At 54.9% G+C, this 13090-nt stretch carries 15 protein-coding genes; 7 read left to right on the forward strand and 8 right to left on the reverse strand.

Going from position 1 to position 13090, the window contains the following annotated elements:
• Positions 1-72 precede the first annotated feature (72 nt).
• The gene (locus C4520_18780) at positions 73-753 is read right to left on the reverse strand and encodes a hypothetical protein (protein ID RJP16062.1); all 681 of its coding nucleotides are present in this window, start codon (positions 751-753) and stop codon (positions 73-75) included.
• A gap of 78 nt (positions 754-831) precedes the next feature.
• Between C4520_18780 and C4520_18785 the strand changes: the two genes are divergently transcribed.
• Both C4520_18785 and C4520_18790 read left to right on the forward strand, forming a co-directional pair.
• A complete protein-coding gene (locus C4520_18785) occupies positions 832-1542 on the forward strand; it encodes a TetR family transcriptional regulator (GenBank protein RJP16063.1) in 711 nt (236 codons plus the stop codon).
• 33 nt (positions 1543-1575) lie between these two features.
• On the forward strand, positions 1576-2721 hold the full coding sequence (locus C4520_18790; GenBank protein RJP16064.1) for an acyl-CoA dehydrogenase: 1146 nt from the start codon (positions 1576-1578) through the stop codon (positions 2719-2721).
• Positions 2722-2745: 24 nt separating this feature from the next.
• Here C4520_18790 and C4520_18795 read toward each other — a convergent pair whose 3' ends face one another.
• The 3 genes from C4520_18795 to C4520_18805 all read right to left on the reverse strand — a co-directional run bounded on the left by C4520_18795 (position 2746) and on the right by C4520_18805 (position 5847).
• Entirely contained in the window at positions 2746-2985 is a 240-nt protein-coding gene (locus C4520_18795; protein ID RJP16065.1) for a hypothetical protein, read from the reverse strand.
• A gap of 145 nt (positions 2986-3130) precedes the next feature.
• A complete protein-coding gene (locus tag C4520_18800; protein ID RJP16066.1) occupies positions 3131-3940 on the reverse strand; it encodes a DUF4239 domain-containing protein in 810 nt (269 codons plus the stop codon).
• A gap of 80 nt (positions 3941-4020) precedes the next feature.
• The gene (locus tag C4520_18805) at positions 4021-5847 is read right to left on the reverse strand and encodes a hypothetical protein (protein RJP16067.1); all 1827 of its coding nucleotides are present in this window, start codon (positions 5845-5847) and stop codon (positions 4021-4023) included.
• A 768-nt stretch (positions 5848-6615) separates the two neighbouring features.
• Here C4520_18805 and C4520_18810 point away from each other — a divergent pair.
• Positions 6616-7047 carry a VOC family protein gene (locus tag C4520_18810; GenBank protein ID RJP16068.1) on the forward strand — a complete coding sequence of 144 codons (432 nt, stop codon included), beginning with the start codon at positions 6616-6618 and terminating at the stop codon, positions 7045-7047.
• Between the two features lie 59 nt (positions 7048-7106).
• Here the strand turns inward: C4520_18810 and C4520_18815 are convergent, their stop codons facing one another.
• Entirely contained in the window at positions 7107-7667 is a 561-nt protein-coding gene (locus C4520_18815) for a DUF4142 domain-containing protein (protein RJP16069.1), read from the reverse strand.
• A gap of 309 nt (positions 7668-7976) precedes the next feature.
• Here C4520_18815 and C4520_18820 point away from each other — a divergent pair, with 309 nt between their 5' ends.
• The 3 genes from C4520_18820 to C4520_18830 all read left to right on the forward strand — a co-directional run bounded on the left by C4520_18820 (position 7977) and on the right by C4520_18830 (position 9041).
• Positions 7977-8312 (forward strand): cupin domain-containing protein, encoded by a 336-nt coding sequence (locus C4520_18820; GenBank protein RJP16070.1) that lies wholly within the window; start codon positions 7977-7979, stop codon positions 8310-8312.
• A 223-nt stretch (positions 8313-8535) separates the two neighbouring features.
• A complete protein-coding gene (locus tag C4520_18825) occupies positions 8536-8751 on the forward strand; it encodes a hypothetical protein (protein RJP16071.1) in 216 nt (71 codons plus the stop codon).
• A gap of 77 nt (positions 8752-8828) precedes the next feature.
• Positions 8829-9041: a hypothetical protein gene (locus C4520_18830; protein ID RJP16072.1), complete on the forward strand. Its 213-nt coding sequence runs from the start codon at positions 8829-8831 to the stop codon at positions 9039-9041.
• Here C4520_18830 and C4520_18835 read toward each other — a convergent pair.
• From C4520_18835 to C4520_18845, 3 genes are read right to left on the reverse strand one after another with little or no spacing between them, the layout of a single operon-like run.
• Entirely contained in the window at positions 9022-9615 is a 594-nt protein-coding gene (locus tag C4520_18835; protein RJP16073.1) for an HD domain-containing protein, read from the reverse strand. The two genes, C4520_18830 and C4520_18835, sit on opposite strands and share 20 nt — an antisense overlap.
• 11 nt (positions 9616-9626) lie before the next feature.
• Positions 9627-10205, reverse strand: a complete 579-nt coding sequence (locus C4520_18840) for a nicotinate-nucleotide adenylyltransferase (GenBank protein ID RJP16074.1) — start codon at positions 10203-10205, stop codon at positions 9627-9629.
• Positions 10206-10242: 37 nt separating this feature from the next.
• Entirely contained in the window at positions 10243-11772 is a 1530-nt protein-coding gene (locus C4520_18845; GenBank protein RJP16075.1) for an HDIG domain-containing protein, read from the reverse strand.
• On the opposite strand from C4520_18845, the gene C4520_18850 reads away from it, so the two are divergent.
• Positions 11764-12606, forward strand: a complete 843-nt coding sequence (locus C4520_18850) for a dihydrodipicolinate synthase family protein (GenBank protein ID RJP16076.1) — start codon at positions 11764-11766, stop codon at positions 12604-12606. The two genes, C4520_18845 and C4520_18850, sit on opposite strands and share 9 nt — an antisense overlap.
• Positions 12607-13090 lie beyond the last annotated feature (484 nt).

Consider the following 13090-nt stretch of genomic DNA (forward strand, 5'->3'; position numbering starts at 1 on the left):
AGGTCCGCCGCCGGCTAATCAGAATGGCGCTTTCGCTCCTAGCGGCCGGCGGAACCGGCCGACAGGGAATGCCTATTTGGCGGAAACCTGAAATGACTGCTCGAAGGTTCCGATCGCCGTGCCGATATCGGCGAATGTTTTTGTGACCTCGATCGGTTCGATGTCGCCGCCGTCGAGCAGTTTTCCCGAGAGGAGCTTGCCCTGTTCGACGGCCTTCGAGATAGTTCCGGTATCCTTGTACGCTGTCCGAAGAACGGCGTTCTCGATGTTTGTCGTCGATGCTCCAAGGGCTTGGCCCGCATCCGCATGGTTCTTCTCATCCCATGCCTGCTGTGCTCTCTTGACATGATGCTTCGCAAGCACCAGTTCGGCCCGGGCGAACACCTCGTGCAATACTCTCGGAGATGAGACCCGCCCCTTTTCTACGCTGTCCGCCAGCGCTTCCATTCCTTGCATGGATGCCAGAATCGCCGGACGAAGCTCGTCCGCGCATACGGTGAGATGCTTTTTCAGCGAGTCGGCGGCCTGACGGACTTGTTTTGCGGATGTCTGGAGATCGTTCTCGACATAGCTGGTGCTGGCCAAATGAAAAAAATATTCGGTTTCATCGGGAATTTTCTCAATGATCCTCTCCGCCCGTTCGCAGTTCTCTTCCCCCGCCGCCTCGTACACCTTCGTCGCCGCGGCGGCTTGTTCCGCGGGCGCATTCGAAGCCGCGCATACCCACACAAAAATCGGTATCAACCACTGCATCGGTCTCCTCCGAAATCTTTCCGGCTGCTGTTGAGATTTTAAAAAATATTGGCAAAAAATGTCCGCCGGCGCTATGCAATGCCGGTGCGGCGCCGCAGTTTGCAGCATTCGGCTTCATCGCTTGACAAAGCGTTCGACCCTTTGATACACTCTTTTAACTGGCTGGCCAATTTAAAAAGCAAAGCCCTTCCCATGTCGCCTAAAGTTGGTATCGCCCCCAAGCGAAGAGCCGAAATCATTGAGGCAACCTTCTTCTGTATCGCCCTCAAAGGGTACAGCAATATCACGATGCAGGATATCGCCGACTCCGCCGGCGTCAGCAAAGGCGTGATCCATTATTACTTCCATAATAAGGAAGAGCTTTTCCTTTCCGTTTTCGACAAGCTCATCAAGGATCTTGATACCCACCTCGGCAGGAAGGTGCAGCGCGCGAAAACGCCGCCCGAAAAAATCCGGGCAATCATTACCGCCGTTTTTGAAAAGGTAAGGGAGAACAAGAAGTTCCAGGTGGTGCTTCTTGATTTTTGGGCGCATTCCACCAAGATTCCGAAATTGCAGGACGCAACCGCCAACCAGTATGCGCGCTATCGGCATCTGGCCAAAAAGATCATCTCGGAGGGAGTTGACAAGGGATATTTTATTGAATGTGATCCCGCGCGAATCGCATCGGCCCTGATCGGGCTGGTCGAAGGCCTGATGATCCAGTGGATATTCGATCAGAACGCTTTCGATCTTTCCCGGGCCCAGAAGATGACCGACGAGATCATTATGGGATATCTGCAAAGATAGGTGCTTTTTCAAGGGATAAGGAGGGTAGTCCTCATGTTTAGTTTTTCGTTGAATGACGAACAAAAGATGCTCCAGGAAACGGCGCATAAGTTTTCCGAGCAGGAGATCCGTCCCAAAGCCGAACACCACGACCGCACCGGCGAGTTCCCATACGAGATTCTGCAGAAGGCGTTCGATGTCGGCCTCATGAACGAGACGATTCCCGAATTCTGCGGCGGGGGCGGGCTGTCAACCCTCGACTCGTGCATCATCAACGAGGAAATGTCCTGGGGCTGCGTCGGCGTCAACACGTCGCGCTCGGCCAATTCTCTTGCAGTCACGCCGATCCTCATCGCGGCAACCGACCAGCAGAAAAAGCAGTTCCTCTCGCCTCTGTGCGAGAAGCTCACATTCAGCGCCTTCGGACTCACGGAACCCAACGCCGGCTCCGATGCAGGCTCGGTCGCGACCACCGCAAAACGAGTCGGCGACGAATACGTGCTGAATGGAACGAAATGCTTCATCACCAACGGCGGCGTCGCCGAACTGTTTACCATTTTCGCCTCGACCGACCGCAGCAAAGGCTACCGCGGCCTGAGCGCGTTCATCGTCACCAAGGATATGCCCGGCGTTTCCGCGGGAAAAGAAGAAGACAAGATGGGCCAGCGCGCCTCCAATACTTCCGAGGTTATTCTTGAAGAGGTGAGAGTCCCCAAAGAGAACCTGCTCGGCAAAGAGGGCGATGGCATGAAGATCGCCATGATGACGCTCGACAAGGCGCGTCCCGGAGTTGCCGCCTCGTCCGTCGGCGTCGCCCGCGCAGCGCTCGAATACGCAATCAACTACGCCAACCAGCGCGTCCAGTTCGGCAAGCCCATCTCCGCTAATCAGGCGATTCAGTTCATGATCGCCGACATGACCGTCAAAGTCGAGCTTGCCCGCTTGATGACCTACAAGTCGGCGTGGCAGATCGATAACGGCGAGCGCAACACGCTTCATGCCGCCATTGCCAAGCTCTACGCATCCGACATCGCGATGGAGGTGACTACCGACGCTGTCCAGATTTTCGGCGGCTACGGCTACATGCGCGAGTATCCGGTCGAAAAGCTCATGCGCGACGCCAAGCTGCTCCAAATCTACGAGGGCACCAACCAGGTCCAGCGCATGGTCATCGCCCGCGAAATGCTGTCCGGCAAATAAGAGCAGGGGGCGAGTCTACGGAATTCACGTCTTTTTGAATTCGTAGAATAGGCCTGTTCCTGAAGCCAACAGGCACCTTGGCTGTTTCTTTGTCCTGGGGGCGACCCGGTGGGGATCGCCCGCCGTGCACTCCTTTTCTTTTTCACGAATTACTGTGCCAACCTCCTTGTTCGTCATCCTGACCCCGCGCTTCGCGGGGGAAGAATCTCTCCGCTCAACAAACAGGAGTTTGACAAGCCTCTCCCCGAGTGATACATCCTGCACTTTCCTGCGAATTGGTCATGGAGGTTAAACTCGTGACGACGGGGAGGACTAATGGTAGGATTGGAAGGACTCAGAAGCGCAGGCGTCTCGGCTTCAATATTCCTTTTGTTCCTTCCTCCCAATCAAAAATCCAAAAAGGGATCTTTCACTCTTTCGACATCCGCGCCTCGAGCCTCTCTTGAAGATCAAGCATCGCTTGCTGGTTAATCCTGGTCACGCCCAGTTTTCCGCCGCCGGAACGGTCGAGATCGGCTATCAGCGCGACGACCAACGAAAACGCAAGCGCGAGCAAAAGAATGAGCGCCCAATTGACTTTTTCGGACTTCCCGAACAGATACCCTACCGAGATCATTGACAGGATAGTGATTCCCAGCAGCGCAGACCACATCGGCGCTGGAAGGCGGTACATCAGTGCCACTACCACGCGCGATGTTTGCAGATCGATCATCTCGTTGAGCGACTCCACGAAGAGCGCGGCGATATCGGGGTTCTTGATATCCGCGAGCGAAAGCGCCTGTGCGAAGGCCCACATTCGCTCTTGCAGTTCCTCCGAACGTTTGATTCCTTGCATGGCGGTCGCGGGATTTCTTATCATGTCAACCCTGATATCGACGTAGTTCTTCAGCAGCCTGCGAACCTCCGCGCGGTGCGGCTCGGGAAGGAAATCCGTTCGAAGAAATGTTGTACCGATCGCGTTCACCTCGTCCAGCAACAACTGTTTCCGGCTGTCAAACCGGGCTGCCGTCAGCCCGACTGTGAAGGCTAACAAGAACGCGAGCAGAGCCAGGACCGCGGCGACCACCGTGTCGACCGCCTCCTCTCTCTCCTCTCCAAAGCGTTTTCTCCAGAAACGGCCAAACCAGATGCCGGCGACAATCGAGAACAGCACAATGGCTATCGTGCCGGCATAAATCAACAAGAGCGGCAGCGTATCGATCAGTCGACTGATAATCATTGCTCTCTTTCCGTTACTAGGTTTGTGAGAAGACCAAAATGCCTTTTCGGGCAAAATTTCCTCTTTCGGCGATGACTCCTCTATTTTGTCAGCGACCGCACTTCCTCGCTGGTGACAATGACCGGCGGCGAGTCTTCAAGGTCCGCCCCCCGCACGCGCCAATACAGGCGACCCGGAGGGATCATGTTCCAGATCGTGGGCGGCATTGTCCAGCAGCTTTCCCGGATGATCTGATGCAGATGCTCGTACGTCGAGTAGATGGGGCCGAGAGGGGACAACGCGACATCTACGGAGAATCCATTGTTGCAGCCGCCGGTGGCCGACCAACAGAACGTCGGGGGCGACGTGGCGATGGCGCCATTGGCAGGAGATTGCAGATCAATTTCGGTCAGGGCGAGGGGAATATACTCGTCCGCGCCCATATCGAATCCCTCCTCTTGCGGTCGGTTGTCTCCGTCCATGTCAATGTAAACTCCTGCTTCACTACACGCATCAACGCAGGGGGAGAGACAAGCAAGATGATGATCCTCCGACAGAAGCGGTTCCTCAGCGATATTGCCGCCGCCCCAATCCAGCGAACATCCCGGCCCTACGCTTATGCCGGCTGCCCCGTTTTCGATGTCGCTGCAATAAACTGCAAGAGCGGAATTATTTACCAGATTGATGCCGGACGAGTTGTCCCAGAAAATGGAGTTTGTAATTGTGGCCGGCGTTTGTTCCAGGGCAAGCGTTCCGCCTGCGCCAGATGAATTTGCTGCAATGGTGCTATGCGTGATGATCAGCTCACCCGCCTCCAGGATCGACAACGCGCCGGCCTGCCTGAGCGCTGTATTTCCACTGATCACAACATTGGTCAGATCGGGTGGTAATCCGCCTTCGATATAGAGGCCCCCGCCGTTATCATGGGAGAAGTTGCCGCTTATCGTGCAGTCGTTTAGTGAAATACCGGAATGATAAGAGAAAATGCCGCCGCCCATACCGGTGGCCGAGTTATCTGCGACCGTCGAATTCCGAATATTCAGGCTGGCTAACCACGTCGCTATCCCCCCGCCGCCGGAGGGACTGGAGTTTCCGGTTATGGAACAATTATCGATCCATGCGCCGCACAGTTCCAATTCTATGCCGCTATCCTGATTTCCAGCGACGACGCAATTTTCGAGATTGAAAGCGACTTCACTTAAAACACGAATTCCGAGGCCGGAGTGGCCGGTAATGATACAGTTGGAGATGCTGATTGCACCATCTCTGCCGCAGAAAATTCCGGTGCCGGCGCTGTTGGTGATCGTAAAGCCATCCAGCCTTTCGTCATAGTAAGTCAGGTCCCACCTGTTGAACGAGAATCCGGCACCGTCGACCACGCAGTTTGCGGGTCCATTCTCGGACCGAATGACGAGCGGTTTATCGATCACTGTCCCTCCCGAGGTATACGTTCCGTCTCGCACCACGATCTCATCTTGGTACCAGGCGTTGTCGATGGCCGTTTGGATTTGACAGTAGGGCTCGGCGCTCGTTCCCGAGCCCGGGCAGGCGACGTCGTCATCGACATAGATCTCCATCACCTCACGAAGAATGCAGGCCTCGTTTGAGGCCGGAGATTCGCCGCTGCTGTTGTATGCGGTGATGAAGTAGCAGTACTCCGTTCCGGCAGAAAGGAATTTGTTGTCGTCGTGTGTGGTGGTGTTCGCAGGCAGGTCCTTTATGCGCGTACCGTTTCGATAGACGCAGAAGCCATCCTCATCTGTCGAATTGTCCGTCCATGACAGATGGACGATGCCGTTCACGTCGGGTTGCGCCTGCAGGTCGCTTGGCGCGGCTGGCGCAGCCAGCGCTTCCTTCGCGGGCGCCTGTGAACAGATAACAGAAAATACGGCCAAAAATACAAGAACTGTGGAGCGAATGAGATACATTTTCTGGCCCTCCTAAGTTTTGAATGCGGCCCCTGTGCATCTCGGCCAAACCGTATGTGGATGTTCCCGCGCATCTAAGGTGGTTACCTTATTTATGTCACCACCGTTCCCGCGCTGTCTATGAAAATTCTTTAACAAAAGCAAAAACTTTTGTCCTTTTGCATATCGTTCTCTCAAGAAAACGTCTTCTTGGCCCTGATCGGAATTGAAGAAAGAGACAATCTTGTGTCGCACGGTTCAAGTTATTTCGCTCCGCTGAAGATAGACGGAGAACCCGTCGCCTGTTGCTGACCAGCCAGGTGGCCCAATGGCGGGTTCAAGGTTCCAAGTTCAAGGTTTAAAGTCGAGAACTTGTAACCCGAATGCCCATCGAGCTTTTTCGCTGGTCGCGACTGGAGAGGGAGGAAAGGCATGGATGAACATGGAAGGACACGACGTGGACGGAACGGGCTGGAAATGAGGGATGAGGTTTTCCTTAATTGAGCGGGACAAGCCGGCGGCAGTTTTCTCTGTTCCAAGTCTGCCGAAGGGACGGGGGGATCAGGTATCGCTCTGGGAGAATTGGGTTTTAATTGGACTGAAATTGCGATCAAGAAGCAAGATTGCCGGCCAAGCACTTACGATAATGAATGGATTTTGAATCATGGGGGCCTGAGGCAGGTGCCTGAGGCTGGTCTTCTGATATACTTACGTGAGCTGAGGGCCGGGCGCGCTCACGGGGGCGCGCCGCCGTGTGAATTAAGACAAGCAATCGCGGGAGGAGATGGCATGATTCAGGGAATTCATCATCCGGGAATCGGCGTGCGCGATATGGAGACGTCGCTTCGTTTTTATCGCGACCTTCTCGGGTTGACTGTGACGGCCGACATGGAGTTGGAGGGGCCGGTGCTCGACGATATCGTGGGGCTCAAGGAGGCGAAGGTTCGAATTGTTCATCTGAAATGTTTGGACAATCAGGAGGTCGAGCTCTTTGAGTACAGCAAGCCGGCTTCGAGCGCGTTTCCGAAGGACTATCGGCAGTGCGACGGCGGCATAATTCATGTCGCTTTTCGGGTTGACAATCTGATGGAACTGTACCAGAAGCTGAAGGAGAACGGCGTAAAGTTCAACAGCACGCCGTATGATCTTGGCGGGACCCTCTGTGTATACCTGCGCGATCCGGACGGAATCATGCTTGAGCTGCTGCAACCGGGTGTTTAGTGGTTGGGTGAGAACTATCCGCGTGGACACGAAACCGAACGAGTCACCACAATCGATAATTATTCCGGTTGGCCTGCATTCAGTTCCTGGTTTATCAGTTGCGCCTGCTGGAGGTGGTCCCTCAACACCGGCAGTGTCTTTGTTATCCAGGCCTTGAGCTCGGGGTCAGTGGTTTGCGCCTGCTGCTTCTGGAAATTGGCGACGTCTTCCTGGTGATCCCTCACCATGAGGTCCATGTACGTCTTATCAAAGTCTTCTCTGGCGGCGTTGGCAAGCTGGTCGTACAGGTTCTGCTTCTCGCGTTGTACCTGCTGAGGCAACTGCACGCCCTTCATCCGGGCAAGTTCCTGCAGCTCCTGGTTGGCTGTCGAGTGGTCATTCACCATTTTCTCGCCGAATTGTTTGACGGAGCTGTTTGTTGCCGAATCCTGCGCCAGTTTTCCGGCCTTCACCTCAAACAGGTTGCCTTCAGCCGCTTTGCTCATGAACTCTTTTTCCGTGTCCGAAAGAACGCCCTGCTGCTGGGTCTCAGTCGGCGCCGGCTGCTGCTGAGCCGCTACGACGAGCGTAATTCCCCAAATCAAGATAACCGCGGGCACAAGTAAGAGTCCCTTCCTCATATCCCGCCCTCCTTTGTGTCTTGACACATTGATCACGCCTCAAATGATTGTTTTGATCTTGCTCTTTCATTCAGATGCAAGTATGACACGCTGCTTTTGGGGATGCCAGCCGGATAATTTTGCTCTCGGATCGGAGTAGATGATAATGTTTTCTTGATTCCGTGTTGGCAGAAAGAACGAAGTCGGACATGCAACTGACAAGATGCCTGCTCCAGGATTTGAACGGGTGGGTTGTTACTGCTTATAATTATCCACAGAAATGAACATGTACAACATGCCGGATCCAGAAACCTAACCAGGGAGAGCATCATGTATTTCCACAGCAAGAATTCGCTTCCGCGTAAGGAGGTGCTGCCGGGCATTGTCTTGCGCAGCGTGTACCTCGACAACTCAATGATGACGTTCTTCGATATCCAGCCCAACAGCCGGATCCCGCTGCACAAGCACCCGCACGAACAGATCAGTTATCTGGTGAAGGGAAAGATGAAGATGATCGTTGGCGGGGAAGAGAGATCAATGCAGGAAGGCGATATTGCTATCATCCCGCCGAATGTGGAGCATGAGGTGCAGGTGGGTGAGGAGCCTGTCCTCGCGATTGATGCGTGGCATCCGCGGCGCGCCGATTACATTCTGGACGGGGAATAGCCGCGCTCAGGCGAACGACGTGGATGATGCGGACAAGATGGACGAGGATACTGAAATCCAGACTTTGGGCTTGAGGTCTCCGATGCGATGAATTCCATTGAGGGGTGGGTGCAGGCAGTCAAAAATTGCTGGTTTGTCGGAAAAATTGTCACTTGGTGCGAGTCCAAATTTGTAGCCTCGATTTCAAGGTGTGTGATCATAAGAAATGGGAAACACTTGAGTTATGCTGCTTGATTCGGCGATGGCACTTAACTTGCTCATAAGGTTCACGATCATGACGAAAAGGAGGATACGCGGGGTGTTCATACCTTACTGCCAATGCGCCGATCTTGATGATTTCGAGAACATGAAAACGGTTCTTATTCGAAATGGACAGCTTCGGCGGACGGTTTTGTTCTGTTGCGAGAAGTGTTTTGAGAAGTTCTTCGGGAAGAAGTAACTGACGGGTTAGTGGGTCAACTTTTGCTGAGGGCTCGCCTGTGCGCGAGCCCTAACTATTTTGGTGAAGGAACCGACGTGGACGAGACGACCCGAATGGACGGAATGGAGGAACACGGACGGGCACGGCGAACAAGGACGAACACAGACGGACACGGACGGACACGGACAGGCACAGACAGCATGGCCAACACTGACGAAGAGACGGACACGGACGGGTACGACGGAGGAGAGAAGAAGGTTAAGAAATACGGGGAGGGGGAGAACCTTGTTATTGGGTTTTTTTGGTGAGGTCGTTCCAAAATTCGATGGCGTGCCTGTCGATCGGCCTGTTCTCCCGCAGCAGGTGCTCGAGCTTGCGCCGAAGGATGGCCATCGCCAGTTCATCGAGTGTGAGCGCCCCGTGGCTTCGCAGTTCGGCCGCTCCGGGGAAAACGCGGGTGAACTCTATGAAATCGGCGACAAAAATTACCTTGCCGAGTTTTCCCATGCCGGCGCGTCCGGTGCTGTGGAATTCGACGGCCTCAAGGATTTCGGGATCGTCAATGCCGAGTTCCTTATTGGCGATAAGGGCGGCGACCGGCCCATGTAATACCGGCGGCAAATACGATTGGATCTTGGCCGGCGTCATGCCGAGCTCGCGGGCACGGGCAACGCGGCTGTCGTGGGGCATTGGTTTCGCCACGTCATGAAGATAGCAGGCGGCAGCGGCCTTATCTTCGTCGCAGCCGAATTTGCGCGCCAGCTTTTCGGCGGTATCGGCGCATCCCAAGACGTGCTCGAGCAGCGTGCCGCCGAGTTTCTCCTCGGCGTATTCCTGTGCCCTCTTTGCGTACTCCTTGGTTTCAAATGCCTGTTTGCTCATGCTTCCTCATTCTATTCGAGATAGAGCCGGTGCCCGTAGATGTACTCTTCCACGATTTTAGGGAGCAAAAATCGTACCGGCTGTTTTTCAGTGATTCGCCTGCGAATTTGAGTGGAAGAGACATCCACCTGCGGGGCATCCAGGACAATTATTTTATTTCTTAGGGCGGGATCGACCTTCGAGAGGTCGAAACCCGGCCGGGGCGCCACAATAAGGTTTGCCAGACGGATAACGTCTTCCGGGTCCTCCCATGTCTGAAACTCCAGGATCGAGTCGCCTCCGACGATCCAGTAATGCGAAGCGGCGGGATAGAGTCGGTGCAACTCATGCAGCGTCTGCACCGTGTAAGAGTTGCCGCCACGCTCAATTTCGAGCCGCGATGGCTGGAATTCGGTTATTCCCTGCAACGCCAACTCGACCATGTTGTACCGATCCTCGGCGCGGGCTCTGGGGGCTTTTTTATGCGGGGGCTGAGCGGTGACCATGAAGAGGACGCGGTCGAGCTCACACTGCCAGAGAGCTTCCTGCGCGATGACCAGATGCCCGATATGTATGGGATCGAAGGTGCCTCCGAGAATTCCTATCTTCATGTGTTATAGGCCCTTGCAAAGGATGCCGAACGTTCAATCAGGTGTTTCCCGCCTTGGAGAGGAATTCGAGGTAATACGCGTAATCGCGGCCCGGCTCGAGCTCGCCCTCGTCGACAGCCTTCAGCAGCTTCTTCATGTGCATACCCACTTCCGGTCCTTCCTGGATGCCGAAGTGCTCCATGATAGCGGTGCCCATGCCTTTGGGCAGGAGCGGCTGTTTTTCCTCTTCCTCCAGCACCTTTTTGACGCGGTGCTCGAGTTTATCGAGCCGCTCGAGGCCGCGCCGGACGGTTTCGGGCCGCTGGGAGGTTATATCGGCGCGCGAGAGGTTGATGAGGTCGAACACGTGTCCCTGCATGTCGCGGGCGAGTCGGCGGATAGCGGAATCGTTCCAGTCGTCATCGTACATATTTGGCCGCATGTGGTTGAAGATGAGCATCGAGACCTTCTTGCGCTGCTCACTTGAGAACCTGAACCGGAACATGAGGCTGCGGGCGAGCATTTCGCCGACAAGTTCATGGTGATAAAAGTGGACCTGGCCGTCCTGCACGGATTTGGTGTAGGGTTTGCCGATGTCGTGGAAGAGCAGAGCCCAGCGGACGTCGATCTGTTTTACGGAACTCTTAAGCGCGCGCTTGGTGTGTTCCCACACGTCCTTGTGGTGGTAACGATCCGTTTGATTGAACCCGCGAAGCACGGTGAGCTCGGGCATCATGAAATTCAGGAGCTCGGTCTCGAGCATATATTCGAGGCCGCGATGGACGTCCTCGCCCATCAGCAGTTTATCCATCTCCATTTTCCACCGCTCGCGCGAAACGGTGGTAATGAGGAACGACATCCTGTGAGCGGTTTTCTTCACGGACGGGACGACGGAGAACCCGAGCTGCGAGACGAAGCGAGCGGCACGCAGAAGCCGAAGCGGGTCATCGCTGAACGTTCTCTCCGGATCCTGCGGAACCGAGATATGCTTGTTCAGGATGTCCTTCACGCCGTCAAACGGGTCGATCAGGTCTCCCGATTTGGTCATGGCGATGGCGTTCATACAGAAGTCTCGCCGCCGCAGGTCCTCCTCGATGCTGCCGCCGAAGTCGACCTGCGGATGGCGCGAATGGGGCTGATATTCCTCGCCCTTGCGGAACGAGGTTATATCTATTCGTAGTTCGCCCAGGTGCGCGCCGATGGTTCCAAACTGGATTCCGATGGGGATCGGCCTGATGCCGGCCTTTCGGAGGATACGCGAGGTGTCGTCGGCGGAGGTCGGGGTGGCGAAATCGAAATCATTCAGTTCCTGGGTCAGTCCGCGCAGGATTTCCCGGACGGTTCCGCCGACGAGGTACACCTCGACGCCTTCGCGCTCGAACGCTTCGAAAATCGGCAGAACTTGCGGGGGTATCGAATATTGTATCTTCAATCCGGTCACCGATATGTCACCTTTCGAAAATTTCTGAGTCCATCTTCTCATCTTATAAACAGTGTCGATAAATGTCAAGAGCCCGCAAGGGCTTAGGATTGACGTATGATATAATGTGATGCGGCTGATGATTCGCGGGAGGAGCGAATGCGACACGATAGGGGAGTGTATGTCGCCAACTTGACGGCGTTCACCAAAAATCGAGTGGATCTGGACGCGATGTGTTCGCACGCCGAATTTTTGATCAAGGCGGGCATCACCGGGCTATGTCCGGCGGGAACGACAGGCGAGTTTTTGTATTTGAAGCCGCAGGAGAAGAGGGAGCTTTTCTCCGCGCTGATTGATGGGTTTGGCGAGAGGGTCGACATCTGGTGCTGTACCTGGGACGCCGACGCGGATACAATGGCTGCGCTCTGCCGTCATGTCTCCGCCAAGGGGGCCGACGGCATTTTTCTGCCGCCTCCGCTGTACTATGAATTCACTGAAAAGGAGATTATCGATTTTTATGAATTCGTTCGCCGCAACAGCGAGATTCCCGTTTACTGCTACAATATCCCGAAATACACGAACAACGAGATCAGTTTGTCGGCGCTCGAGAAGATGGCGGATAGCGGCTCGGTTGCGGGAATCAAAGACAGTTCGGCAAATGAAGACAGGGTACGGGAGATGGTCGCCCGATTTGGTGATGTCCTCGATATTGTCGCAGGCGGCGATCATTTTGTGTTGAGGGCGAAGGAACTGGGAGCGAACGGATTCATTTCGGCCCTCGCAAATATTTATCCAGAGCTCTTCGTTAAGCTCTGGAATTCACCCACCGAAGAGGCGCAGGCCGGGATCTCGCGTATCCGGAGCGCAATCAAGGGATATGGCGGCATTTCGGCGCTCAAGCATCTGTTGTCGCGGCGCGGTCATGTTTTCGGGTGCCGCTTTCCATTTCAGGAGCTCGACGAGGCGCAAAAGCGAAGCCTTGACGAGCTGCTACAAGATTAAAATCCTTTCAGATTTTTCCATCCCGGTTTCAGATTTCGATTAATTCAACAGGCGCGTGCTTCGTAACTGTGGGCGGCTCCCGCCGTGAGTGGGCGTTCGACACGGACGAGCACAGGCATGCACGGGCGACAGGGGCGACAGGGACGACACGGACCAAGAAACCGAAGCGATGTTTTGGATGGGGATCGTGGGGCGTCTTTACGGATTCTGCCGCAAAACCCCCACTCTCGGGTTCAACCGCGCTATGGTAGGTGCGAATTTATTCGCACATTCAAGACTGGCCGAATGAATTCGGCCCTACCAAAGGGGATTCTGCAGCGGAATCTTTACGGAGAAGAAGAATCCAGGGGCTGTAAGCCTGCGCCACCAAAGCCCGCGGACCGGAAAGGCAATTCGTGTCGAAGTATATCATTGGCAACGTGATGTCACACTTTTAAACCATTTGTCTCGATATCCCGAGTGGCATGAATGGTACAGCCTGTGC

Source organism: Candidatus Abyssobacteria bacterium SURF_5, from assembly GCA_003598085.1.
Classification (GTDB): domain Bacteria; phylum Abyssobacteria; class SURF-5; order SURF-5; family SURF-5; genus SURF-5.